The sequence below is a fragment of the Pseudomonas fluorescens genome, from assembly GCF_005938625.1.
GTDB lineage: Bacteria > Pseudomonadota > Gammaproteobacteria > Pseudomonadales > Pseudomonadaceae > Aquipseudomonas > Aquipseudomonas fluorescens_BD.
Genome location: NZ_VCNJ01000044.1, coordinates 38022 through 63055, shown reverse-complemented (window position 1 = coordinate 63055; position 25034 = coordinate 38022). Strand labels below are relative to the sequence as shown.

General features: G+C 60.3%; 17 protein-coding genes. 5 read left to right on the top strand and 12 right to left on the bottom strand.

What is annotated here, in order from left to right; translation table 11 throughout:
* Positions 1-7: 7 nt before the first annotated feature.
* The 7 genes from FGA82_RS24460 to FGA82_RS24430 form a co-directional block, all read right to left on the bottom strand.
* Positions 8-2722 (bottom strand): nitrate reductase, encoded by a 2715-nt coding sequence (locus FGA82_RS24460; protein WP_141129057.1) that lies wholly within the window; start codon positions 2720-2722, stop codon positions 8-10.
* Positions 2722-3039: a nitrite reductase small subunit NirD gene (gene nirD / locus FGA82_RS24455; protein WP_095120050.1), complete on the bottom strand. Its 318-nt coding sequence runs from the start codon at positions 3037-3039 to the stop codon at positions 2722-2724. The genes FGA82_RS24460 and nirD overlap by 1 nt, the downstream gene beginning before the upstream one ends.
* Positions 3036-5489, bottom strand: a complete 2454-nt coding sequence (nirB, locus tag FGA82_RS24450) for a nitrite reductase large subunit NirB (RefSeq protein WP_141129056.1) — start codon at positions 5487-5489, stop codon at positions 3036-3038. Before nirB ends, nirD begins: the two co-directional genes overlap by 4 nt.
* Before the next feature lie 421 nt (positions 5490-5910).
* The gene (locus tag FGA82_RS24445; RefSeq protein WP_141129055.1) at positions 5911-7581 is read right to left on the bottom strand and encodes a bifunctional protein-serine/threonine kinase/phosphatase; all 1671 of its coding nucleotides are present in this window, start codon (positions 7579-7581) and stop codon (positions 5911-5913) included.
* A 7-nt stretch (positions 7582-7588) separates the two neighbouring features.
* Complete coding sequence (locus FGA82_RS24440) at positions 7589-8800, bottom strand: nitrate/nitrite transporter (protein WP_141129054.1); 1212 nt, start codon at positions 8798-8800, stop codon at positions 7589-7591.
* 302 nt (positions 8801-9102) lie between these two features.
* Positions 9103-9678, bottom strand: coding sequence for an ANTAR domain-containing response regulator (locus tag FGA82_RS24435; protein ID WP_007916390.1), 576 nt, complete (start codon positions 9676-9678; stop codon positions 9103-9105).
* Positions 9679-9693: 15 nt separating this feature from the next.
* The gene (locus FGA82_RS24430; RefSeq protein ID WP_141129053.1) at positions 9694-10905 is read right to left on the bottom strand and encodes a CmpA/NrtA family ABC transporter substrate-binding protein; all 1212 of its coding nucleotides are present in this window, start codon (positions 10903-10905) and stop codon (positions 9694-9696) included.
* Between the two features lie 222 nt (positions 10906-11127).
* Between FGA82_RS24430 and FGA82_RS24425 the strand changes: the two genes are divergently transcribed.
* Positions 11128-12147 (top strand): quinone-dependent dihydroorotate dehydrogenase, encoded by a 1020-nt coding sequence (locus FGA82_RS24425; RefSeq protein ID WP_141129052.1) that lies wholly within the window; start codon positions 11128-11130, stop codon positions 12145-12147.
* A gap of 252 nt (positions 12148-12399) precedes the next feature.
* Here FGA82_RS24425 and rmf read toward each other — a convergent pair whose 3' ends face one another.
* Positions 12400-12615, bottom strand: a complete 216-nt coding sequence (gene rmf, locus FGA82_RS24420) for a ribosome modulation factor (RefSeq protein WP_003223300.1) — start codon at positions 12613-12615, stop codon at positions 12400-12402.
* Positions 12616-13147: 532 nt separating this feature from the next.
* On the opposite strand from rmf, the gene rlmKL reads away from it, so the two are divergent.
* Both rlmKL and FGA82_RS24410 read left to right on the top strand, forming a co-directional pair.
* Complete coding sequence (gene rlmKL, locus FGA82_RS24415; protein WP_141129051.1) at positions 13148-15418, top strand: bifunctional 23S rRNA (guanine(2069)-N(7))-methyltransferase RlmK/23S rRNA (guanine(2445)-N(2))-methyltransferase RlmL; 2271 nt, start codon at positions 13148-13150, stop codon at positions 15416-15418.
* 147 nt (positions 15419-15565) lie between these two features.
* Positions 15566-17947: a sensor domain-containing diguanylate cyclase gene (locus FGA82_RS24410; protein ID WP_141129050.1), complete on the top strand. Its 2382-nt coding sequence runs from the start codon at positions 15566-15568 to the stop codon at positions 17945-17947.
* A 134-nt stretch (positions 17948-18081) separates the two neighbouring features.
* On the opposite strand, the gene dacB is transcribed toward FGA82_RS24410, so the two are convergent.
* The gene (dacB, locus tag FGA82_RS24405) at positions 18082-19542 is read right to left on the bottom strand and encodes a D-alanyl-D-alanine carboxypeptidase/D-alanyl-D-alanine endopeptidase (RefSeq protein WP_141129049.1); all 1461 of its coding nucleotides are present in this window, start codon (positions 19540-19542) and stop codon (positions 18082-18084) included.
* A gap of 233 nt (positions 19543-19775) precedes the next feature.
* Here dacB and FGA82_RS24400 point away from each other — a divergent pair, with 233 nt between their 5' ends.
* A complete protein-coding gene (locus FGA82_RS24400; protein ID WP_007916365.1) occupies positions 19776-20120 on the top strand; it encodes a YggL family protein in 345 nt (114 codons plus the stop codon).
* A 131-nt stretch (positions 20121-20251) separates the two neighbouring features.
* On the opposite strand, the gene FGA82_RS24395 is transcribed toward FGA82_RS24400, so the two are convergent.
* A complete protein-coding gene (locus tag FGA82_RS24395) occupies positions 20252-21442 on the bottom strand; it encodes a benzoate/H(+) symporter BenE family transporter (RefSeq protein WP_141129048.1) in 1191 nt (396 codons plus the stop codon).
* A 354-nt stretch (positions 21443-21796) separates the two neighbouring features.
* Between FGA82_RS24395 and FGA82_RS24385 the strand changes: the two genes are divergently transcribed.
* Positions 21797-22561 carry a GntR family transcriptional regulator gene (locus FGA82_RS24385; protein ID WP_007918375.1) on the top strand — a complete coding sequence of 255 codons (765 nt, stop codon included), beginning with the start codon at positions 21797-21799 and terminating at the stop codon, positions 22559-22561.
* A gap of 177 nt (positions 22562-22738) precedes the next feature.
* Here the strand turns inward: FGA82_RS24385 and guaD are convergent, their stop codons facing one another.
* Positions 22739-24043, bottom strand: a complete 1305-nt coding sequence (gene guaD / locus FGA82_RS24380) for a guanine deaminase (RefSeq protein WP_141129047.1) — start codon at positions 24041-24043, stop codon at positions 22739-22741.
* Positions 24044-24056: 13 nt separating this feature from the next.
* Positions 24057-24914: a xanthine dehydrogenase accessory protein XdhC gene (xdhC, locus tag FGA82_RS24375; protein ID WP_141129046.1), complete on the bottom strand. Its 858-nt coding sequence runs from the start codon at positions 24912-24914 to the stop codon at positions 24057-24059.
* Between the last annotated feature and the right edge of the window lie 120 nt (positions 24915-25034).

The following is a 25034-nucleotide window of genomic DNA, read 5'->3' as shown; positions in this document are numbered from 1 at the left end:
TTCCTCATCAGATGACGGCGACTGGCTGCACGTTGGCAGCCAGCAAGCGTTTTATTTCCGGGACACAGGAGCCGCATTGCGTGCCGCAGCCCAAATTGTTTTTCAAACCTTGCAGATCCAGACCCTGGCGGATGGCGGCGCAGACCGCGTTGAGGCTGACGTTCTGGCAGTTGCACAGGGTTTTATCCGCAGCGATCTGCGCCCCGGCACTGCCCGGCGGAGCACTCATCGGTGCCAGCAACCAGCGCCGCAGTTGTTCGTCCGCACGGCCCTCCAGCCACAACCTCTGCAGCCAATGCCGGGCGAGGGTTTCGCCGGCCAGTCGGATCGCGGTGATCCGGCCGCTTTCAATGCGCACGCGCTTGCCGATGGCCCGACGTGGATCGTCGTAAGCCAATACCGGGCCGTCGATCAGTGACAGGCATCGGTCGATTTCACTGAGCAATTGCGCATCCGGCGCCTCGCTGCTGGCTGCGCGTATCAGCAATGCCGATCGTTCACGTCCGACAAGGCTGAGACTCACGTAGGAAAATGCCTCACAGAGTGGTCGTAGGGCCTCGAAATGCCGTTGAACATCACCCTCAATCAGTGCGAAAAGCTGCCACGGCAGATTGGTCGGTTCCAGGCGCACACCGCTGTGTTTCAGTTCCGGTTGTTTCGACAATGGATCAAAGGCCGGCAGGGTCAGGCTGTTCACACCACCCTTGAGAAAGCGGTCGCCCCAGTGCATCGGCAGAAACGCTTGTCCCGGACGCACGCTGTCATCGCTGCCAACTGCGACGATCACTGCGCCGCGACGACTTTTAAGGTTGACCAGGTCTCCCGCCTGCAAGCGATGCCGGCGCAGTTCGTCCGGGTGCAGGCTCAACACCGCTTCGCTGACATGCCCGAACAATTGCGCTGCCGTACCGGTGCGGCTCATACCGTGCCATTGATCACGCAGACGTCCAGTGATCAACGTCAGTGGAAAACGCGCATCACGCTGTTCTTTAGCGGCGCGATAAGGGTCTGCGATGAACTGAGCGCGTCCGTTGGCGGTTGGGAAAATCCCGTCCTCGTACAGTCGTGGTGTTCCCTGCCGCGCACCGACAGGGAAGGGCCATTGCTGCGGTCCGATCTCGTCGATCAGCACGTGACTGATCCCGGACATATCCAGATCGCGGCCATGCGTCAGGCCTTTGAATTCATCGAACAACTGCGCAGGTTGGCTGAAGGTAAACAGGCTCGGCTCGCCGGGGCGCAGACGTTTCTCCAGACGTTGTGCGAAATCTACCGTGATCGCCCAGTCCGACCGCGCTTCGCCCGGTGGGAGGATGGCTTTGCGCACGTGGGAAATACGCCGCTCGGAATTGGTCACCGAGCCTTCCTTCTCGCCCCAACTGGCGGCGGGTAGCAGGAGATCGGCGAACGCTGCGGTTTCGGTGGTGCGAAAGGCTTCTTGCAGAACCACAAACGGGCAAGCTTCCAGCGCCGAGCGCACCGCGTTCTGATCGGGCATCGATTGCGCAGGGTTGGTGCAGGCGATCCACAACGCCTTGATCTTGCCGCTGCGCACTTGCTCGAACAGTTCGATGGCGCTGAGCCCAGTGCTGTCCGGCAGTTGATCCACACCCCAATAAGCCGCCACTTCGGCGCGGTGTTCAGGGTTGGCCGCGTCTCGATGGCCCGGCAGCAGGTTCGACAAACTGCCGGTTTCGCGCCCGCCCATGGCATTTGGCTGACCGGTAAGGGAGAAAGGTCCTGCACCCGGACGACCGATTTGCCCGGTAGCCAAGTGCAGATTGATCAGTGCACTGTTTTTCGCGCTGCCAACCGTGGATTGGTTCAAGCCCATGCACCACAGCGACAAAAAACTCGGCGAAGTGCCGACCCATTCGGCGCACTGCTGCAATTGCTCGACACTGATCCCGCATAACTGCGAAACCATTTGCGGGGTGTAATCGCGCACCAGACTCTTCAGTTCAGCAAGGCCTTCCGTGTGCGTTTTGACGAAATCGCGGTCGATCCAGTCTTCCCACAACAACAGATGCAAAATCCCATGAAACAAAGCGACATCGGTACCGGGCAGAATCGCCAGATGCAGATCAGCGAGGTCGCAAGTGTCGGTGCGCCGTGGATCAATAACGATGACTTTCATCTGCGGACGTCGGGCTTTTGCCTCTTCCAGCCGACGGAAAAGTACCGGATGGGCGTAGGCCATGTTACTGCCGACGATCATCACGCAATCGCTGAGTTCCAGATCCTCATAGCTGCACGGCGGGGCGTCAGCGCCGAGGCTGCGCTTGTAGCCGACCACTGCCGAGGACATGCACAGCCGTGAGTTGCTGTCGATGTTGTTGGTGCCGACCAGTGCCCGTGCCAGCTTGTTGAAAGCGTAATAGTCCTCGGTCAGCAACTGCCCGGAGATATAGAACGCCACGCTGTCCGGTCCGTGTTCGGCGATGGTTTCGGCGAACACGTTGGCGGCATGTTCCAGCGCACTGTCCCAATCCGTGCGGCTGCGCGCCAGGCCTTTGCCCATACGCAGTTCCGGGTACAGCGCGCGGGCCGCGAGGTCGCCGGTCAGGTGCAGGGTCGAGCCTTTGCTGCACAGTTTGCCGAAGTTGGCCGGATGCGCCGGATCGCCGCTGACGCCGAGGATGCGCTCGCCGTCATGCTCGATCAGCACGCCGCAGCCGACCCCGCAATAGCAGCAGGTCGAGGCGGTCGTCTGGCGGTTCATCAGATGGCGTCCCGCAGGGCCAGTTGCACACGACCGTTTTCGACCCGCGCCGGGTGATGGTGCGCGCAACCGATGTCCGGCGCCTGCGCTTCGCCAGATTCGAGGTCGATTTGCCAGTTGTGCAGCGGACAGGCCACGCGTTTGCCGTAGATCAAACCTTGTGACAACGGCCCACCCTTGTGTGGGCAGCGGTCGTCGAGGGCGAAAACTTCGTCGTCGCTTGTACGAAAAATCGCGATGTCACCTTTCGGTCCGGCAATGATCCGCGAACCGAGGGTATTGATCTCGTCGAGGGCACAGATATCCAGCCAGTTCATGCTGGCACCTCCAGATTTTTCACAGGGATTACGTCGAATTCTTTCTTCAGTTGCGGCTGCGCCAGACGTTCTTTCCACGGGTCTTGTTCGAACGACAGGGAGAATTGCAGGCGCTCGTTCAGGGCTTTGCGGCGCTCCGGGTCTTCCAGCACGGCTTTCTTGATGTGCTCCATGCCGACCCGTTGCAGGTAGTGCACGGTGCGCTCGAGGTAGAAGGCTTCTTCGCGATACAGCTGCAGGAATGCGCCGTTGTATTCGCGCACTTCTTCGGCGGTTTTCAGCTTGACGAAGAATTCGGCGACTTCGGTTTTGATCCCGCCGTTACCGCCGATGTACATCTCCCAACCGGAGTCGACACCGATGATTCCTACGTCTTTGATCCCCGCTTCCGAGCAATTGCGTGGGCATCCGGAGACAGCCAGTTTTACTTTATGCGGCGACCACATGTTGAACAGGTCGTGCTCAAGCTCGATGCCCAGTTGCGTCGAGTTCTGCGTGCCGAAGCGGCAGAACTCGCTACCGACGCAGGTTTTCACCGTGCGGATGGATTTGCCGTAGGCGTGGCCGGAGGGCATGTCGAGATCCTTCCAGACGCCAGGCAGATCCTGCTTCTTGATGCCAAGCAAATCGATACGCTGGCCGCCGGTGACTTTGACCATCGGCACCTGATACTTGTCAGCCACATCGGCAATCCGCCGCAGTTCCGAAGGATTGGTCACGCCGCCCCACATGCGTGGTACCACCGAGTAAGTGCCGTCCTTCTGGATGTTGGCGTGCGCACGTTCATTGATCAGGCGCGATTGCGGATCGTCCTTGGCTTCGCCGGGCCAGGTGGAAATCAGGTAATAGTTGAGGGCAGGGCGGCAGGTTGCGCAGCCGTTCGGGGTGCGCCAATTGAGGTAACTCAGGGTGCCGGCGATGGTCAGCAGATGTTGCTCGCGAATGGCTTGGCGGATCTGCCCGTGGTTGAGGTCGCTGCAACCGCAGATGGCTTTTTCGCTTTTCGGTTTGACGTCCGCCGCGCCGCCGACGGTGTTGATCAGGATCTGTTCGACCAACCCGGCGCAGGAGCCGCAGGAGCTGGCCGCTTTGGTGTGTTTCTTCACCTCATCGACGCTGAACAGGCCGTGTTCCTGAATCGCTTTGACGATAGTGCCTTTGCACACACCGTTGCAGCCGCAGACTTCAGCGGTGTCGGCCATGACCATGGCTTTGTCCTGGCCCTGATGTCCTACGTCTCCGAGAGCGTTTTCTCCGAACATGAGGTGATCGCGGATCTCGCCGATGGCGTGATTCTCACGAATCTGTCGGAAATACCAACCGCCATCTGCCGTATCGCCGTACAGACAGGCCCCGACCAGCACGTCATCCTTGATCACCAGTTTTTTGTACACGCCGCCGATCGGATCGGAGAGGGTGATGGTTTCGGTGCCTTCGCCGCCCATGAAGTCGCCAGCGGAAAACAGGTCGATGCCAGTGACTTTCAATTTGGTCGACGTCACTGAGCCCTGATAACGGGCGAAACCCAATTGTGCGAGGTGGTTGGCGCAGACTTTGGCCTGTTCGAACAGCGGCGCGACCAAGCCATAGGCGATTCCGCGATGGCTGGCGCATTCGCCGATGGCATAGATGCGTGGGTCGTAGGTTTGCAGGGTGTCGTTGACCAATATCCCGCGATTGCACGGGATGCCGGCCTTTTCCGCGAGTTCGGTGTTGGGGCGAATGCCGGCGGCCATCACCACCAGATCAGCGGGAATGATGTCGCCGTTCTTGAATTGCACCGAGCCAACCCGGCCATTGCCGGCGTCGTGCAAGGCCTGGGTCTGCTCGCACAGACGGAAGTGCAGCCCGCGGGATTCGAGCGCCGTTTGCAGCAGTTGGCCGCTGGTTTTGTCCAGTTGCCGTTCCAGCAGCCATTCGCCGATGTGCACTACAGTGACGTGCATGCCGCGCAGCATCAGGCCGTTGGCGGCTTCGAGACCGAGCAGACCACCACCGATGACCACCGCGTGCTTGTGGGTTTTCGCGGTGTCGATCATCGCCTGGGTGTCGGCGATGTCGCGATAGCCGATCACGCCGTGCAGGGTGTTGCCGGGGATTGGCAGAATGAACGGTGTCGAGCCGGTGGCGATCAGCAGACGATCGTATTCGGCTTCGGTGCCGTCCTCGGCGATCACCCGGCGTTTGACCCGATCGATCTCCACCACTTTGCGGTTGAGCAGCAACTTGATGTGGTTTTCCAGGTACCAGTCGAGGTCGTTGAGGACGATCTCTTCGAAGGTCTGCTCACCGGCCAGCACCGGTGACAGCAGAATGCGGTTGTAGTTGGTGTGCGGTTCGGCGCCGAAGACGGTGATGTCGTACAGCTCGTTGCTCAGCTTGAGCAGTTCTTCGAGGGTGCGAACCCCGGCCATGCCATTGCCGATCATCACCAGTTTGAGTTTTTTCATCAGGTTCTCCGGGGAGCTGCGGCTGGCCTCTTATGGGCAGTCAGGCCTTGCTCGAGAAATTTTGCGCAAACAAAAAAAGGCGTCCCGCTAGTTGCCTAGCGAGGACGCCTTTGTCCTGGTCCCGTTCTCTCGGGAAGCGCAGCCTTCGTCGTTGAAGGCTGGGCTTTATGTGTGTGTTGGGTGGGGTAATGCAGTGGTTGTGCCAACTACGAGAAGCGCGGTTTTACTGGGTTTCGTCAGTGCTAATTAAGGTTTTTCTGCACCGTATCGAAGCGGACTGCCCGTTCGTGGAGCGTTCAAACAGGAAGGTTTGTGGTGATCAGGCGGGCGCCTTCGCGAGCAAGCTCGCTCCCACAGGGGGTTAGCGAACGACACGAATCCCCTGTGGGAGCGAGCTTGCTCGCGAATGGCGCGACGCGGTTCAACTGTGAAACAACAAAACCAGCAGCACCAGATTTCCCAGCAACGCCACCAACGCCATCGTCCGCCAGACCTTCAACGGCTCACGCTCCAATAAAGGTCTGGGCCGCACACTCAAACTCCGCCGCTCGCCCTGTTCCAGCACCAGCAACCACTCCTCAGCCGTTTCAAAGCGCAACTGCGGATCAGCCGCAACGCCGCGCTCCAGACTCTGCGCCAGCCATTCCGGCAGGTCCGGCCGATAACGGCTGGCACTTACCGGCAGACCAAAGCGCGGTCGCTGAAACGCTTCGATCTCGCCATAGGGGAAATGCCCGGTGAGCAGGAAATACAGGGTCACACCGACCGCATACAAATCCTGCTGCACACTCGGCGGATCGCCACGAAACGCTTCCGGGGCGATGTAACTTGGGGTTCCGGGCAACGTCGACGGCGCGTCTTCGGACAAGCCCGGGCAATACGCCAGACCAAAATCCAGCAGGCGCAGTTCGCCGTCGTCGCCCACGTGCAGATTTTCCGGTTTGATGTCGCGGTGCAGAATCTGCCGCCGATGCAACAGCCCGACCGCGCGCAACAGGCGCTCGGCGATGTCCTGCCATTGCGCCAGCGGCAATGGACCGGACTGCTGAAACAGCTGCGCCAGTGTCGTCCCCGAATATTCCCGCATCACGTAGTACAAATGCTGACGCTGATTACACGCATGGACCTCAGGAAAATGCCGGCCGGCTACGCGTTTGAGGAACCACTCCTCGGACAGCAGCGCCTGCCCGGCGTGAGGATCATCGGCGCTGCGCGACGGCAGGGTTTTCAGCAACCACGTTTGGCCTTGTCCATCGACAACCCGATACAGCAGCGATTGCTGACTCTGAGCGACAATCCCCTGGACCTGCCAGCCCTCGAATGACTGACCGGGTTTCAGCGGCGGTGGCAATGGCCATTGCTGCAAATGAATCAATGCATCGCCGATATTCGCTTCACCCAGCGCATCAACGCGCACCAGCAATGCACTGGCATTGTCCTGACTCCCCGCCAGATGCGCGGCATTGACCAGAGTTTGCGCGGCGCTGTGCAGATCCGGCTGATCACGCAGAATCGCCGCAATCGCGGTATCGCCCAGCGTTGACCAGACTCCGTCGCTGAGCAAAACAAAGCACTCGCCGTCGCGCAGTTCACCATCAAGGAAGTCCAGCACCAGATGCTGATCCAGCCCCAGCGCGCGTTTGAGCACATGCTGCATGCCCGGTTGATCCCAGACATGATCTTCAGAAACTCGCTGCAAATTATCGCCGTGCCAGCGATACACCCGGCAATCGCCGACGTGGGCGAGGGTAAAACGCCGACCACGCATGACCAAGGCGCTGACCGTGGTGAGCAATGGTTGCCCACCACCGTTTGCCTGCAACCAGCGGTTTTGCGCGAGCAGCAGGCGATCCAGCGCCTGCGCCACGCTCCAGGTTTCCGGCGTGGCGTAGTAGTCGAGCGCCAGGGCCTGCAAGGTCGAACGCGCAGCCAGTCCGCCATCGGCGCATTGGCTGACGCCGTCGGCGATGGCGAACAGATAACCTTTGCTCGCCGCCAGCGCCGGCGCGGGGGTGACCAGGCGCAAAGCGTCCTGATTCTCTGCGCGCGGGCCGGTGGCGCTGGCTTCGGCAAAACTCAGTTGCAGGGCCATCGATGATTCAGACCCGCGCCGCCGTCACTGCCGCCGAACCCCAAGTGGTTCTCCAGCGACGCTTGACGCCGTGCAGGCCAAACCATGCCAGCACGCCAAGGCTGGCAAACAACCACAACGCCAGTTGATAGCTGCCGGTGCTTTGTTTGATCGCGCCCATGCCGGCCGCCAAGGCAAAACCGCCGATGCCGCCGGCCATGCCGATCAGCCCGGTCATCACGCCGATCTCCAGACGAAAACGTTGCGGCACCAGTTGGAAAACCGCACCGTTGCCTGCCCCCAAACCGAGCATGGTGCAGACGAAAAGTGCCAGCGCGGCGTAGGAGCTTGGCAGATTGAAACCGACCGCGGCGATGCAGACGGCCGCGACGGTGTACATCGCCAGCAGCGTGCGGATACCGCCAAAGCGATCAGCCAGCGCGCCACCCAGCGGTCGCATCAAACTGCCGCCGAACACACAGGCGGCGGTGTAGTAACCAGCGGTCACCGGGCTCAAACCGTACTGATCGTTGAAATAGCCGGGCAGGGCGCTGGCCAGGCCGATGAAGCCACCGAAGGTCACGCTGTAGAAAAACATGAACCACCAACTGTCGCGGTCGCCCAGGGCTTTGAAGTAGTCAGCCATGGCTTTGGCTTTCGGCCGCTCAGGCGCATTTTTTGCCAGCCAGGCGAACAGCACCAGGGTCAGGATCAGCGGGATCAGGGCGAAGCCGAAGACATTGCTCCAGCCGTAAGCGGCGGCGAGTACCGGTGCGAGCAGCGCGGCGAACACGGTGCCGGAGTTGCCCGCGCCAGCAATGCCCATGGCTTTGCCTTGATGCTGCGGCGGATACCATTGCGAGGCCAAGGGCAGGGCGACGGCAAACGAGGCGCCGGCCATGCCGAGGAACAAGCCGAGTATCAGCGCTTGTTCATAACTGTGGATGCCGAGTTTCCAGGCGCCGAACAATGCGCAGATCACGATGACCTGGCCGATCAGCCCGGCGGTTTTCGGCGACAGTCGATCAGCGAGCATGCCCATCCCGAAGCGCAGCACCGCACCGGCGAGGATCGGCGTGGCGACGACGAGGCCGCGTTGTTGCGTGGTCAGTTGCAAATCAGCAGCAATCTGCACCGCCAGCGGGCCGAGCAGGTACCAGACCATGAAGCTCAGGTCGAAATAGAGGAAGGCCGCGAACAGGGTCGGGGTGTGGCCGGATTTCCAGAAGCTTGAATTCATCGCGCACCTCAGCTGAAAAGAGTCTCGAAAGGAGTCATGCAACAGCAGGTGGGGCGCCGCCACGGCCGCACCACCGGCCCCGAGCTGTGGGGCCAAAACGCAAAAACGTCGCTACCTGATGCGCCGGTTGGGCGAACGGGTGAGCGACGTCTTTGTCGTGGGTGGGGCAACCGCCGTTGGTTACCTGTGCGTTTACATAGCGAGATTTGTGCCAACAGCCGGAAAATCAAAAGCCCCTCACCCTAGCCCTCTCCCAGAGGGAGAGGGCTAGGGTGAGGGGCTTTTCAAGCGGTCAGTACTTTTCAGCCAAGCAACTCACTCATGGCAATGATCTGCTCCGCCACCTGAATCAGCTTCTGCTGCCGGCTCATCGCCTGGCGTCGCATCAAGGTGTAAGCCTCTTCCTCATTGCAGTCCTTCATCTTCATCAATAACCCCTTGGCCAGCTCAATGCGCTTGCGCTCAGCCAATTGCTGATCACGCGCCTGCAACTGCGCACGCAACGCCTGATCACTCTCGAACCGGGCCATCGCCACATCGAGAATCGGCTGCAAACGCTGGGCGTGAATGCCTTCGACGATGTAGGCGCTGACCCCGGACTTGATCGCCTGGCGCATCACGCCAGGGTCATGCTCATCGGTAAACATCACGATTGGCCGTGGCTGGTCGCGGCTGACCAGCACGACTTGCTCCATGACATCGCGGCTCGGTGACTCGGTATCGATCAGAATCACGTCCGGGCGCACCGTTTCGACGCGCGCGGGCAGGTCAATGGTCAGACCGGACTCGTCGATGACTTCGAAACCGGCTTCGGTCAGCGCCGCTTTCAGGCGCCCGACTTTTTTCGCCGTGTCGTTGATCAGCAGAATGCGCAACATGTTCGCGGTCTCCTGTCAGCGGCGGGCGAGAAGGGCGACGTCGTCGTTCAACGCATGCAGCTTGAAACTGCGCGCGTAAGCGGCCGGGTCGCTGCCGTCCCAGACCTTGCCGTCGAGCAACTGGCTGCTGCGCATGTCGGTGCCCCACGCCGCCACGCCGACAGCCGTCGCTGCATCGCGGTAGATATCCAGTTGCTGGACCTGAAGTGCGACAGCGAGATAGTCCGGATCCTCACGCAGCAAGCCCCAGCGACGGAACTGGGTCATGAACCACATGCCGTCCGACAGATACGGCAGATTCACCTCGCCGTTGCCGTGAAAGCGCAAGGCGTGCGGATCCTGCCAGCGATTGCCGAGGCCATCGGCATAATCACCGAGAAAACGCGGTTCGATACACGAAAGCGGCGCGTCCAGATATTCCGGCGCGCTGAGCAACTGCGCGGTGCTGCGCCGATTTTCCGGGCTTTCTTCGATAAAACGGCTGGCTTCAAGGATCGCCATCACCAGCGCCCGAGCGGTGTTCGGGTATTGCTCGACAAATTCGCGAGTGCAGCCAAGGACTTTTTCCGGGTGATCGGGCCAGATGGTCTGGCTGGTCGCCAGGGTGAAACCGAGATCCTGCTGCACCGCGCTGGCGGCCCAAGGCTCACCGACACAAAAGCCGTCGATGCGCCCGGCTTGCAGGTGCGCGACCATTTGCGGCGGCGGCACCACCACGCTGTCGACATCCTGCAATGGATGAATGCCCTGACTCGCCAGCCAGTAATAGAGCCACATCGCGTGGGTGCCGGTGGGAAATGTCTGCGCGAAGGTGAGTTTTGCGCGGCTTTGGTGCGCGTGGCGGTCCAGCGCTTCAGGACTGGTCACACCGAGGCTTTGCAGATCGTGGGAGAGGTTGAGACTCTGGCCGTTCTGGTTCAGGCCCATCAACACGGCCATGTCGGTCGGGGCGACACCGCCGATACCCAGGTGCACAGCGTAGATCAGGCCATACAGACTGTGCGCGGCATCCAGTTCGCCGCTGACCAGTTTGTCGCGCAAACTGGCCCAGGAACTCTGGCGCTTGAGGTTCAGAGTCAGCCCATAAGGCTGGGCGAAGCCCTGTGTCGCCGCGACGACGACCGAGGCGCAATCGCTCAGGGCCATGAAGCCGAGGTTGATTGCACTTTTTTCCGGGGCATCGCTACCGTTGACCCAAGCCAGCGGCCCTGCTGAAGATTCATTCATCCAACGCTACCTCGAAAAAAAACGTCGTCGCGGACTTTGCGCAGGCAAAACCCGGGACGACGCCATTGTCCTTACCCACACGCCGCCATTGGCCTGCAGGCTGATAGCGATGAAAGTGCAAGGCATATGCCAGCCACCTCGATTTGCGCATGTGCCTCGCGCCGCAGGTCGATGCCCGGCTATAATCGCCGCCTCTTTTCGCCGCCCGAGTCATCGCCGCCCATGTACACCCTGGCCCGTCAGCTGTTGTTCAAACTTTCCCCGGAAACCTCCCACGATCTGTCGCTGGATCTGATCGGCGCGGGTGGGCGTTTGGGCCTCAACGGCTTGCTGTGCAAGGCGCCGGCAAAAGTCCCGGTGACCGTCATGGGCCTGGAATTCCCCAACCCGGTGGGTTTGGCGGCCGGTCTGGACAAGAACGGCGCAGCCATCGATGGCTTCGCGCAGTTGGGTTTCGGTTTTGTCGAAATCGGCACCGTGACCCCGCGTCCACAGCCTGGCAACCCGAAACCACGGATCTTTCGTCTGCCGGAAGCCGAGGCGATCATCAACCGCATGGGGTTCAACAACCTCGGTGTCGATAACCTGCTGGCACGGGTGGCCGCAGCGAAATACAAAGGCGTGCTGGGCATCAACATCGGCAAGAACTTCGATACGCCGGTTGAGCGCGCGGTCGATGATTACCTGATCTGCCTGGACAAGGTCTACGCCCACGCCAGCTACGTGACGGTCAACGTCAGCTCGCCGAACACCCCGGGCCTGCGCAGCCTGCAGTTCGGCGACTCGCTCAAGCAATTGCTCGCCGATCTGGCCACGCGCCGCGCAGAACTGGCCTTGCGTCATGGCAAGCATGTGCCGCTGGCAATCAAGATCGCGCCGGACATGACCGATGAAGAAACCGCGCAGGTGGCTCAGGCGTTGATCGAAACCGGCATGGACGCGGTGATTGCGACCAATACCACCCTCAGCCGGGTTGGTGTTGAAGGCATGGAACATGGCGACGAGGCGGGCGGTTTGTCCGGTGCTCCGGTGCGTGAGAAGAGCACCAATACTGTGAAGGTGCTGGCCGGTGAATTGGCTGGGCGTTTGCCGATCATTGCTGCTGGCGGGATTACTGAAGGCAAGCATGCGGCCGAGAAGATCACGGCGGGTGCGAGCCTGGTGCAGATCTACTCCGGCTTCATCTATAAAGGCCCGGCGCTGATCCGTGAGTCGGTAGACGCGATCGCCGCCCTGCGCTGATCCATAGACACCACTGTTCCCTTGTAGGAGTGAGCCTGCTCGCGATAGCTTTCTTTCGGTCACTTCATCAGCGACTGACAGACCGCTATCGCGAGCAGGCTCACTCCTACAGGTTATGCGCTCGGCACAAAAATCCATGCAATAAAAAGGGCTCCTCGAAGGAGCCCCTGGGCCGCAGCCCGCCGTCCGGGAAGGACGTGCATGGTAAGTCGTTACAAATTCAGATTGTCGTGTCGGAATTAATGCCCTGTGTCAGCCGACGGCGTGAAGTTCGTTGAGTCTGTGGATTCCCGCAGTGCCGGTCATACCGTCCCAGTTGTCGCCGCGTCCTTCTCGCCAGCCGTTAATCCAAGCTTGGCGTACCGACGGTAGAGTAAATGGGCAAAGCTCACGGGATTTGCCACCAACGCCATATTGATATCCGCGCAAAAATGCTCTTTCCAACGGATCACGCTTAAGTCTTCTCATAGGGTGTTTCCCTCACTTGTTGACTGTTTTGTGTCGCGTTGACCTCAACTGAGGTCTGGCAGAAGAAACCTGCCATGGTGCGGCTCGCTGCCGGCGTGGCGAGCCAAGGTGTTGACGCCGTTGCGACGTCAACCTGCGTTCAGTTCTAACCAATGAGTCACACCGAGGGAATGATCGTTTTGTCATAAGGACGTAACGAAATTAGTGCTACAGCCATAAGTAACGACGGGTTTCATGCACGGTTTTTCAGCAAACCCCGGTATGATCGGCCCCGCGCTGGATGATGGGGTTAATTCTTTAGTGAGAATGACCCACGTTTGCGCTGGGGTATAAAGCGACGAAGGGTCGCTTTAAGACTTTTTGTTTCATCAACTTTTTTATCTGTCCCGGCATCTAAGCTCTTTTAACCCGAGCAGCGGGGATGGAACGGCACACCTTCGTGCCACGCGGGCGTTCTTTTAGAAAAGCGCCTGATTGAAAACCGGATCGGCAATGCGTTGCCGATTCACTAGCCAAAGGCTCTGGAAATACCATGTCCGACCGTTTCGAACTCTTCCTCACTTGCCCTAAAGGCCTTGAAGGCCTGCTCATCGAGGAAGCCGTCGGGCTTGGCCTTGAAGAAGCGCGCGAGCACACTTCCGCCGTGCGTGGCATGGCGTCCATGGAAACCGCTTATCGCCTGTGCCTCTGGTCGCGTCTGGCCAACCGGGTGCTTTTGGTGCTCAAGCGTTTCCCGATGAAAGACGCTGAAGACCTTTATCACGGCGTGCTCGACATCGAGTGGCAGGATCACATGCTCAGCGATGGCACCCTGGCCGTTGAATTCAGCGGCCACGGTTCCGGCATCGACAACACCCACTTCGGCGCCTTGAAAGTCAAAGACGCCATCGTCGACAAACTGCGCACCCCGCAAGGCGACCGTCCGTCGATCGACAAGCTCAACCCGGACCTGCGCATTCACCTGCGTCTGGATCGCGGCGAAGCGATTCTCTCCCTCGACCTCTCCGGGCACAGCCTGCACCAGCGCGGCTATCGCTTGCAGCAGGGCGCCGCGCCGCTGAAGGAAAACCTCGCGGCGGCGATCCTGATCCGTTCCGGCTGGCCGCGCATTGCTGCCGAAGGCGGCGCGCTGGCTGACCCGATGTGCGGTGTTGGTACGTTCCTCGTCGAAGCCGGCATGATTGCCGCCGACATGGCGCCGAACCTGCGTCGTGAGCAGTGGGGCTTTACCGCGTGGCTCGGTCACGTTCCGGCGTTGTGGAAAAAACTTCACGAAGAAGCCGTTGAACGTGCCGCTGCCGGTCTGGCCAAGCCACCGCTGTGGATTCGCGGTTACGAAGCTGACCCTCGTTTGATTCAACCGGGCCGCAACAACGTTGAACGTGCTGGTCTGAGCGAGTGGATCAAGATCTACCAGGGCGAAGTCGCGACCTTCGAGCCGCGCCCGGACCAGAACCAGAAAGGTCTGGTCATCTGCAACCCGCCGTACGGTGAGCGTCTCGGTGACGAAGCCAGCCTGCTCTATCTCTACCAGAACCTCGGCGAGCGTCTGCGTCAGGCCTGCCTGAACTGGGAAGCGGCGGTGTTCACCGGCGCGCCGGATCTGGGCAAGCGCATGGGCATCCGCAGCCACAAACAGTATTCGTTCTGGAACGGCGCGTTGCCGTGCAAACTGCTGTTGATCAAAGTGCTGCCGGATCAGTTCGTCACCGGCGAGCGTCGTACCCCGGAGCAGCGTCAGGCCGAGCGCGAGCAAGCGGCATACGATCAGACCCCGGACGAGCCGCAAGAGCGCAAGTTCAACAAGAACGGCAACCCGATCAAGCCGACGCCGGCCCCGGCGCCAGTGATCGAACAGCCGCGCTTGAGCGAAGGCGGGCAGATGTTTGCCAACCGTCTGCAAAAGAACCTCAAGGCGATGGGCAAGTGGGTCAAGCGCGAAGGCATCGATTGCTACCGCGTCTACGACGCTGACATGCCTGAGTATGCGATGGCCATCGACCTGTACCACGATTGGGTGCACGTTCAGGAATACGCCGCGCCGAAGTCCATTGACCCGGAAAAAGCCTCGGCGCGCATGTTCGATGCCCTGGCGGCCATTCCGCAGGCGCTGAACGTCGACAAGAGCCGTGTGGTGGTCAAACGCCGCGAGCGCCAGAGCGGCACCAAGCAGTACGAGCGTCAGGCGGCGCAGGGCAAGTTCAATGAAGTCAGCGAGGGCGGCGTGAAGCTGCTGGTCAACCTCACCGACTACCTCGACACCGGTCTGTTCCTCGACCACCGTCCGATGCGTATGCGTATTCAGAAGGAGGCCGCCGGCAAGCGTTTCCTCAATCTGTTCTGCTACACCGCGACCGCCAGCGTGCACGCGGCCAAGGGCGGCGCGCGCAGCACCACCAGCGTTGACCTGTCGAAAACCTACCTCGACTGGGCACGCCGCAACCTGTCGCTGAACGGCTACTCGGACAAGAACCGTTTGGAGCAGGGCGATGTGATGGCGTGGCTGGAAAGCAGCCGTGACGAGTACGACCTGATCTTCATCGATCCGCCGACGTTCTCCAACTCCAAGCGCATGGAAGGCATCTTCGACGTGCAACGTGATCAGGTGCAGTTGATTGACCTGGCCATGGCGCGTCTGGCGCCGGGCGGTGTGCTGTATTTCTCCAACAACTTCCGCAAGTTCCAGTTGGAAGAGAACCTCACCGAGCGTTACGCGGTCGAGGAAATCAGCGCACAGACCATTGATCCGGATTTTGCCCGCAACACCAAGATCCACCGCGCCTGGAAAATAACGGCTCGTTGACGCTTTGCGATATTGGATCCACAGAGCCTTGATTTTTAAAGGCTCCGTGGATCTGCCCGCGCTAGCTAAATTAGTGGCTAATAGCTATAACTCACACACGGTCAATGGGGTTTTCCCGTAAATGCTGGCGTAGTGTGAGTTGTCTTTATGTCGTTGCACCCCGTGCGCCCAAAGATTCTGGGTTTCATCAGCGAAGACGTCTCGGCCTGGCTGGTCGCGCTGCTGGTATTGCTCGCCGGCGGGATTCTCACGGGGCTGCTCGCCTGGGCCACCCTCAATCAGTTTCAGCAACAAACCCGTCAGCGTTTTCAACTGCTGGCCAACGAACGTTACAGTCGCATCGAAGAACGCTTTCAGGATCAGGAGCAACGCCTCGACGGCCTGCGCCGCTTCTTCGCCAACTCTGAATCGGTGTCCCGCGCCGAATTCGACGGTTATACCCAACCCTTATTGATGCGTACCCAGGCCTATTCGTTTGCCCTCAAGGTCAGCGGTGCCGGGCGAGCTGCATTCGAGCAGCGGGTGCGTGACGAAGGCCTGAGCAACTTTACCGTGCGTGAATTGAATGCACAGGGCGAGCTGCAACTGGCTGGCGTGCGCGATGCCTACGTGCCGGTGCTCTACAGCCAGACGCAAAGTCGGCTCGGCTCACCGTTGGGTTATGACTTGCTCGCGCAACCGCTGCGTCGCGACACCCTGCAACGCGCCGACAAGCTCGGCGGGCTGGCGGTGTCGCAACCGATGCACCTGGTCAGCATCGAACCGTCTTATGCGCGCGGTGTGCTGCTCGTCGCGCCAGTGAGCCGCAAAGGCGAGCGCCAATCGTTTGGCTACGTGATGGCGGTGATCAGCATGCGCCAGTTGCTGGCCGACGGTTTGCCGGATGCCTTCCATGACTATCTGTCAGTGCGCATTCTCGACATGTCGACCAATGATCAGCATGAAGTGTTGTTCGAGTCGACCAACGAGGCGGCACCGAGCGACCTGACCGCCACGCGCCTGGTGCGCATGGCCGATCACGATTATCAGATCGATATCCTGCCGAGTGAGACGTTCGTTCAGGCCAATCATTCGTCGGTCGGCAGTGTGATTATTCTGGGCAGCTTGCTCAGTTTGCTGCTCAGCGCCTTGCTCTACGTGTTGGTCAGTCAACGTCAGCGCGCCTTGCGCATGGTCGAACTGCGCACGCAGGAACTGCACGCCAGCGAACAGGAGTTGCGCGGCACCCACGGTCAGTTGCGCGGTGTGCTGAATGCGGCGACGCAGGTGGCAATCATCGCCACCGATCTGCGCGGGGTGATCAACACGTTCAACCCCGGCGCCGAACAAATGCTCGGTTACAGCAGCGCCGATGTCGTCGGCCACATGACTCTGGAAAACCTGCACCTGCCCCGCGAGCTGACGGCCCGTGCTGCCGAATTGAGTGCGCGCTACGGCAAAAGCATCCCGACCTGCCACGCGATGCTGGTCGAGGGCGGCGAAGTCGGTGGCCACGAGGCCCGCGAATGGACGCTGGTGCGCAGCGATGGCAGTCATCTGCCGGTGAACATGCTCGCCACGCCGGTGCTGGATGAGCAGGGGTTGTGGGTCGGGCACCTGGCGATCTGCATCGACATCACCGAGCGCAAGCGCGTGCACGAAGTGCTGGCGGCGCGGGACGTGCTGCTAAAGAAACTCAGCGCGCACGTACCCGGCGGCATCTATCAATTCAAGATGGAATTCGACGGGCGCTTCAGTGTGATCTACGCCAGCGACGGCATCCGCGAGATCTACGAGCTGGAGCCGGACGTGCTGCTGTTCAACGCCGAAGCGATCTTCACGCGCATTCATCCACAGGACGTTACTCGTGTGCGCTCTTCCATTCGCGCCTCGGCAGATAGCCTCAGCCCGTGGCGCGAGGAGTATCGCGTGCAACTGCCTGAGCGCGGTCTGCGCTGGGTGCGCGGCGAGGCGACTCCGGAAGAGCTGCCGGGCGGCGGCGTGCTCTGGCATGGCTATATTTCGGACATTTCCGACCTCAAGCGCGTGGAAGAAGAACTGCGTGCGCTGTCGGTGACCGATTCGCTGACCGGCATTCATAATCGTCGCTATTTTCAGGAACGCCTGACCACGGAAATGGCCCGGGTCGAGCGCGGTGGCGGCGAGCTGTCGGTGATCATGCTCGATATCGACCACTTCAAACGCATCAACGATCAGTATGGCCACGCCGTCGGTGACCGGGTGCTGCAAGCGGTGTGCGAGCGCATTGGCCATCGTTTGCGGCGCACCGATGTGTTCTGTCGCTTGGGTGGCGAGGAATTCATGGTGCTGTGCCCGGACATCGACGGTGAGCATGCGCACACGCTGGCGGTTGAGTTGTGGCAGGGTTTGCGCAGTGCGCCGGTGGATGTGGTCGGCGTGGTCACGGCGAGTTTCGGTATCGCCAGTTGGCGACCGGGGGAGGGCGCGGATGCGCTGTTGCTCAGAGCGGATTCGGGTGTGTATATGGCAAAGCAGCGCGGGCGCGATCGCGTCGAGCAGATGAGCTAGACCTGACACCCATCCCCTGTGGGAGCGAGCTTGCTCGCGAAGGGGCCCGAACAGTCAAGGAAGATATCGACTGTACTGACGCCTTCGCGAGCAAGCTCGCTCCCACAGGGTTTTGTGGTGTTGCCTGAACTGCGTTACAGAACCGAAGCGGTCTGCGCCAGTTTCGGCTGCTTGTACAGATCCAGCAGCACCTGATCCAGCACCGACGATGCCCCGAACGGCGCCTTGTCGTTGAGGATGGCCACAACCGCCCAGGTATTGCCATTCACATCACGGCTGAAACCGGCAATCGCCCGCACGGTGTTCAAAGTACCGGTCTTGACGTGCGCCTCACCGCGCATCGCCGTGGTTTTCAGGCGCTTGCGCATGGTGCCGTCGGTGCCGGCGATCGGCAGCGAGCTGATGTACTCGGCGGCATACGGGCTGTGCCACGCGGCTTGCAGCATTGCCGCCATTTCACGGGCGCTGACCCGTTCAGCACGGGACAGGCCGGAGCCGTTCTCCATCACCAGGTGCGGCGCGGTGATGCCCTTCTTCGCCATCCACTGGCGCACCACGCGCTGCGCTGCCTTGGCGTCGTCGCCGTCGGCGTCATTGCGGAATTTCTGCCCAAGACTCAGGAACAACTGCTGAGCCATGGTGTTGTTACTGTATTTGTTGATGTCGCGGATGATCTCCGCCAGATCCGGCGAGTAAGCACGGGCCAGCAGCTTGGCATTGCCCGGGGTCGACGCGAGACGATCCTTGCCCTGAATGCTGCCACCCAGTTCTTTCCAGATCGCACGCACGGCGCCAGCGGTGTAGGTCGCGTGGTCGAGCAGAGACAGGTAGGTCTGCGAGCTGCAACCTTCGCCCAACTGGCCGGCCACGGTCACGGTCACGCTGCCGTCAGCCTCTGGCACCGGGTTATAGCGCACGCCGCCGGTGCATTGCTTGGAGGGCAGGGCTTTAACGGTGTTGGCGATGTGGATGCTGGCAATCGGCGGCTCAACCGAGATCAGCACTCGGCCATTGTCGTTGCGGGCAACAAAGCGCAGGGCTTTGAGGTTGACCAGCAGCGAATCCGGTTTGACCAGAAACGGCTTGTTCTCGTCATTGCCGTCATCATTGAATTCCGGCAGCACCGGCTGCACAAAGAAGTTGCGGTCGAGGATCAGGTCACCGGTGATCTGGGTAACGCCGTTGGCGCGCAGGTCGCGCATCAGCAGCCAGAGTTTTTCCATGTTCAGTTTCGGATCGCCGCCACCCTTGAGGTAGAGGTTGCCGTTGAGGATGCCGCCGTTCAGGTCACCGTCGGTATAGAACTCGGTCTTCCACTGATGGTTGGGGCCGAGCATTTCCAGCGCCGCGTAGGTGGTCACCAGTTTCATGGTCGAGGCCGGGTTGACCGAAACGTCGGCATTGAACACGGTCGGCGTGCCCGGGCCGTCGAGCGGCACCATCACCAGCGACAGGGCGCTGGGCTGCAATTTGCTCGCCTTGAGGGCTTTTTCAACGTTGGGGGTCAGGGAAGTATTGATGGTGGCAGCAGAAACAGGCAGGGCCAGAGGCAGAAGAAGGCCGGCGAGCAACAGTGGACGCAACGATTTGATCATATGAAATAAAACCCTACAGTCGAGGGGAAAATAACGAGGACATGGATGAAAAAGCCCTCAGCGGTCATGAAAGTGTCGGCATTATGCCCCAAGGTGTTACAGCTTGTGCCTTGTCCGGGCCGGCCAATACGTTATTTTTTTACAGGCGGTCGGCTTCAGGGGCCAGAGAGGCGGGCAATCGACGGCTTAAACTGGTAAAGTGCCGGCCGTTAATACTTATGAGGATTGTTCCAATGGCGACTAACCGTTCCCAGCGTCTGCGCAAAAAACTGTGCGTTGATGAATTTCAAGAGCTGGGTTTCGAACTGAACCTGGACTTCAAAGAAGACTTGTCCGAAGAAGCCATTGACGCTTTCCTCGAAGCCTTCATCAAAGAAGCCATGGAAGCCAATGGTCTGGGTTATGTTGGCGGCGACGACTTCGGTCTGGTTTGCCTGCAGAAGCGTGGCTCGGTCAACGAAGAGCAGCGCGCTGCCGTTGAAGCCTGGCTGAAAACCCGCTCCGAGCTGACCAAGTACGAAGTCAGCCCGTTGCTGGACGTTTGGTATCCGGAAAAGCCGATCAACGCGGCTAAGTGATACTGAAAAAAACGGCGACCTGAGGGTCGCCGTTTTTTTTTCGTCGATCAAAAGATCGCAGCCTCGTTTCACTCGACAGCTCCTACAGAGGAGCGCGATCTCCTGTAGGAGCTGCCGAAGGCTGCGATCTTTTAAGCTTTGCGCCAATTCAGAATCACCAGCGTCAAAACCCCCGCCACAATCCCCCAAAACGCCGAACCAATGGAAAACAGCGTCAGCCCCGATGCCGTGACCATAAAGGTAATCAAAGCCGCCTCACGCTCCTTGACCTCGGTCATCGCAATGCTCAAGCCATTGATGATCGATCCGAACAGCGCCAATGCGGCAATCGACAGCACCAGTTCCTTCGGCAACGCCGCAAACAACGCTGCCAACGTGGCGCCGAACACCCCGGCAATCCCGTAGAAAATCCCGCACCAAACCGCCGCGGTGTAGCGCTTGTTGCGATCTTCATGGGCGTGCGGCCCGGTGCAGATCGCCGCGCTGATGGCCGCGAGGTTGATGCCGTGGGAGCCGAACGGCGCCAGCAATAGTGAAGCGATGCCGGTGGTGGTGATCAGCGGCGACGCCGGTACGTTGTAGCCATCTGCGCGCAGGACAGCGATGCCGGGCATGTTCTGCGAGGTCATCGCGACGACGAACAATGGAATGCCAATGCTGATCGTCGCGGCGAGCGAGAAGTGCGGCGTGGTCCACACCGGCGTCGCCACTTCCAGATGAAAGCCGCTGAAATCCAGCAAACCCATGAAGCCTGACAGCGCTGTGCCGATCAGCAGCGCGGCGAGCACCGCATAACGCGGCGACAGGCGTTTGACCAGCAAATAGGTGAAAAACATTCCCAGCACCAGCCCGGTGCGGTGCTGTGCGGCGACGAAGATTTCGCTGCCGATCTTGAACAGAATCCCTGCCAGTAATGCAGCAGCGAGCGAAGCCGGGATCTTTTTCACCAGCCGTTCGAAGCTGCCGGTCAGCCCGCAAATGGTCACCAGCACCGCGCAAGTAATGTAGGCACCGATGGCCTCGCCATAACTGACACCGCCCAGACTGGTAATCAGCAGGGCCGCGCCGGGCGTCGACCAGGCAATGGTGATCGGCGTGCGATAACGCAACGACAGGCCGATCGAACACACTGCCATGCCAATGGAAATCGCCCAGATCCACGAAGAGATCTGCCCGCTGGTGAGACCCGCCGCTTGCCCGGCCTGGAACATCAGCACCAGCGAGCTGGTGTAGCCGGTCATCATCGCGATGAAACCGGCGACGATCGCTGAGGGCGACGTGTCGGCCAAGGGGCGCAGTCGAGTGTGCGTGGCGTCGTTCATGACAACGGTGTTCCTTATACCAATGAAGATGTCCGCCATGACGCAAACCCTTGTATGAGCTGCCGAAGGCCGCGATCTGTTGATCTTGCTTCTCAAAATCAAAGTCAAAAGATCGCAGCCTTCGGCAGCTCCTACAGGGGAGGTGGTGTTCTGGCGGCGGATTCTGTGATCAAGCCTAAACTCAATCGTAACGGATCGTTGCAATACAGCCGAAGTCACAAACAGCCGTACAGTCGTGTTGCCACCTTCCATTGTGTACAATCGCGCTGTTTTTTACGCGATACTTGCCAGCGACCTACTGTGCCGTATTACAGTCACGGTCTATTCGCCGCAGTTCTCCCGACTCGAGTGCCCATGAACGAACAGTTGCAACCCCTCAAGAAACAACCGCGAGCAGGCAAAGCCGGCCGCAGCGGAACCCAGGACGATATTGTCTACGCGCATATCTTCGAGGCCATCCTCGAACAGCGTCTGGCGCCCGGCACAAAATTGAGCGAAGAAGCGCTGGGGGAAATCTTCGGGGTCAGCCGCACCATCATTCGCCGCGCCCTCTCGCGTCTGGCCCATGAAGGCGTCGTGCTGTTGCGGCCGAACCGTGGCGCCGTGGTCGCCAGCCCGAGTGTAGAAGAAGCGCGTCAGGTGTTTCTCGCTCGCCGTCTGGTCGAGCGCGCGATCACTGAGTTGGCGGTGCAACACGCCACTGCCGAGCAGATCGCTGAGCTGCGGCAGATGGTCAACGACGAGCGCGACAGCTTCTCCCGTGGCGATCGCGGCGCCGGTATTCGTCTGTCGGGCGAGTTCCACCTGAAACTGGCGGAAGCGGCGATGAACGCACCGTTGATCAGCTTCCAGCGCAGCCTCGTTTCGCAGACATCGCTGATCATCGCTCAGTATGAAAGCGGCAACCGTTCGCACTGCTCGTACGACGAACACACCCAGTTGATCGACGCGATCGAGAAACGCGACGGTGAGTTGGCGGTGAATTTGATGATGCATCACATGGATCACATCGACAGCAAGCTCAACCTCGACGAGGAAGGCGCGTCGGATGATCTGCATGCGGTGTTCTCGCATTTGTTGCAGACCAAGAAGCCTGGGCGTCCAGCGGCCAAGCTCTAACTGACCAATAGAAAAATCCCCCGCAGCTGAAAAGTTGCGGGGGATTTTTTGTGCCTGTCTGATCGTTCCCACGCTCTGCGTGGGAACGCCTCTGGGGACGCTCCGCGTCCAGTGACGCGGAGCGTCACGGGCTGCATTCCCACGCAGAGCGTGGGAACGATCATGGCCCGGGGGAAATTAGCGCTGATGCACCAGCGCACCCGCCGCATACGTCTGCTGCACCGTGCGGTCATCGCCCAGCGTCATCAACACAAACAACGTCTCGGCAATGTTGTTGGCCTGCTTCAAGCGATAGCTCAGCAGCGGCGTGGCGTTGTAATCCAGCACCAGGAAGTCAGCGTCGGAACCCGGTTGCAGGTTGCCGATCTTGTCTTCCAGACGCAGCGCCCGCGCGCCGCCCAGGGTCGCCAGATACAGCGACTTGAACGGGCTCAGGCGTGCACCTTGCAGTTGCATCACTTTGTACGCTTCGTTCAGCGTCTGCAGCAGCGAGAAACTGGTACCGCCGCCGACGTCAGTACCCAAACCGACATTGAGTTTGTGCTTCTCGGCCATCGGCAAGTTGAACAAGCCGCTGCCCAAGAAGAAGTTCGAAGTCGGGCAGAACGAGATCGCCGAGCCGGTTTCTGCCAGACGCGCGCATTCTTCGTCGCACAGGTGCACGCCGTGAGCGAACACCGAACGCTCGCCGAGCAATTGGTAGTGGTCGTAAACGTCGAGGTAACCCTTGCGCTCCGGGAACAGCTCCTTGACCCACTCGATTTCCTTGAGGTTCTCGCTGATGTGGGTCTGCATGTACAGATCCGGATACTCGGTCAGCAGTTGGCCGGCGAGGGTCAGCTGTTCCGGGGTGCTGGTCGGCGCGAAACGCGGAGTGACCGCGTAGTGCAGACGACCCTTGCCATGCCAGCGCTCGATCAGCGCCTTGCTCTCGACGTAGCTCGATTCAGCGGTGTCGGTCAGGTAGTCCGGGGCGTTGCGGTCCATCATCACCTTGCCGGCGATCATGCGCAGGTCGAGCTTCTCGGCCTTTTCGAAAAACGAGTTCACCGACTGCGGGTGGACGCTGCCGAACACCAGCGCGGTGGTGGTGCCGTTGCGCAGCAGTTCCTTGATGAAAATGTCGGCGACGTCATCGGCGTGGGCCTTGTCGCCGAACTGGCTTTCGCACGGAAAGGTGTAGGTGTTCAGCCAGTCGAGCAGTTGCTCGCCGTAGGCGCCGACCATGCCGGTTTGCGGCAAGTGAATGTGGGTGTCGATGAAGCCCGGAGTAATCAGCGCGTCTTGGTAATGCTCGATTTCGATGTCCGCCGGCAGGGTCGGCAGCAAATCACTGGCGTGGCCAAGGGCGCTGATCTTGCCGCCATCGACCACCAGCAGGCCATCCTCGAAATATTCGTAGGAGGCTTCGATCCCGACTTCGGCGGGGTCGGCAATGCTGTGCAGGATGGCAGCGCGGTAGGCTTTGCGAGTCAGAGGCATGAGGGTTCTCTAATCAGTTTGAGGCTTTGAGTTTGGTCGCCTGACTGCGCCGCGAAACCGGCAGCAGTTTGGCAATCGGTTCGGCGCTGGCAGTCTGCTGGCCGAAGTTAGCGTTATAGGTGGCGATGATTTCGCCGGCGATGGAGATGGCGATTTCCACAGGCAGTTTGCCTTTGACTTCGCCGATGCCCATCGGGCAGCGCATGCGTTGCACGACGCTGCTGTCGAAACCGCGATCACGCAAACGGTGTTCGAACTTCGCGCGTTTGGTCTTCGAACCGATCAGGCCGAAGTAGGCGAAGTCGTTGCGCTTGAGAATCGCGGCAGTGAGTTCAAGGTCGAGCTGATGGTTGTGGGTCATGACGATGCAATAACTGCCGACGGGCAGCTCATCGATTTCATCCACAGGCTCTTCGGCGACGATTTTACGCACGCCGTGGGGGATGTGTTCGGGGAATTCGGCCTCGCGCGAATCGATCCAGCGTACCCGGCAGGGCAGGCTGGCGAGCAGCGGCACCAAGGCGCGGCCAACATGGCCGGCACCGAACACAGCGATCTGCGCCTGCACCTGGCCCATCGGTTCGAACAGCAACACGGTGGCGCCGCCGCAGCACTGGCCCAGGCTGGCGCCGAGGCTGAAGCGCTCCAGATGGGTGTCCTGCTTACCGCTGGCGAGCATCTCGCGGGCGATCTGCATGGCTTTGTATTCCAGGTGCCCGCCACCGATGGTGTCGAAACTCTGGTTAGCGCTGATGACCATTTTCGAACCGGCGTTGCGTGGCGTCGAGCCGAGTTCTTCGATGATCGTCACCAGAACGCAGGGTTCGCCCTGGTTCTGCAGGTCGGCGAGGGCGTCGATCCAGTTGTACATACACACCTCTCAGATCGTTCCCACGCTCTGCGTGGGAATGCATCACTGGACGCTCCGCGTCCGCTGTTCAGGATGCGACGCAGAGCGTCGCGGGCTGCATTCCCACGCAGAGCGTGGGAA

Bases quoted from the DNA above. Each gene is read 5' to 3' on its own strand.
- xdhC (WP_141129046.1), bottom strand. From the start codon at position 24,914: ATGTACAACTGGATCGACGCCCTCGCCGACCTGCAGAACCAGGGCGAA.
- dacB (WP_141129049.1), bottom strand. From the start codon at position 19,542: ATGATCAAATCGTTGCGTCCACTGTTGCTCGCCGGCCTTCTTCTGCCT.
- nirB (WP_141129056.1), bottom strand. From the start codon at position 5,489: ATGAAAAAACTCAAACTGGTGATGATCGGCAATGGCATGGCCGGGGTT.
- FGA82_RS24385 (WP_007918375.1), top strand. From the start codon at position 21,797: ATGAACGAACAGTTGCAACCCCTCAAGAAACAACCGCGAGCAGGCAAA.
- FGA82_RS24400 (WP_007916365.1), top strand. From the start codon at position 19,776: ATGGCGACTAACCGTTCCCAGCGTCTGCGCAAAAAACTGTGCGTTGAT.
- FGA82_RS24445 (WP_141129055.1), bottom strand. From the start codon at position 7,581: ATGGCCCTGCAACTGAGTTTTGCCGAAGCCAGCGCCACCGGCCCGCGC.
- FGA82_RS24440 (WP_141129054.1), bottom strand. From the start codon at position 8,800: ATGAATTCAAGCTTCTGGAAATCCGGCCACACCCCGACCCTGTTCGCG.
- rlmKL (WP_141129051.1), top strand. From the start codon at position 13,148: ATGTCCGACCGTTTCGAACTCTTCCTCACTTGCCCTAAAGGCCTTGAA.
- guaD (WP_141129047.1), bottom strand. From the start codon at position 24,043: ATGCCTCTGACTCGCAAAGCCTACCGCGCTGCCATCCTGCACAGCATT.
- nirD (WP_095120050.1), bottom strand. From the start codon at position 3,039: ATGAACTGGCTGGATATCTGTGCCCTCGACGAGATCAATACCCTCGGT.
- rmf (WP_003223300.1), bottom strand. From the start codon at position 12,615: ATGAGAAGACTTAAGCGTGATCCGTTGGAAAGAGCATTTTTGCGCGGA.
- FGA82_RS24410 (WP_141129050.1), top strand. From the start codon at position 15,566: ATGTCGTTGCACCCCGTGCGCCCAAAGATTCTGGGTTTCATCAGCGAA.
- FGA82_RS24435 (WP_007916390.1), bottom strand. From the start codon at position 9,678: ATGTTGCGCATTCTGCTGATCAACGACACGGCGAAAAAAGTCGGGCGC.
- FGA82_RS24430 (WP_141129053.1), bottom strand. From the start codon at position 10,905: ATGAATGAATCTTCAGCAGGGCCGCTGGCTTGGGTCAACGGTAGCGAT.
- FGA82_RS24395 (WP_141129048.1), bottom strand. From the start codon at position 21,442: ATGAACGACGCCACGCACACTCGACTGCGCCCCTTGGCCGACACGTCG.
- FGA82_RS24425 (WP_141129052.1), top strand. From the start codon at position 11,128: ATGTACACCCTGGCCCGTCAGCTGTTGTTCAAACTTTCCCCGGAAACC.
- FGA82_RS24460 (WP_141129057.1), bottom strand. From the start codon at position 2,722: ATGAACCGCCAGACGACCGCCTCGACCTGCTGCTATTGCGGGGTCGGC.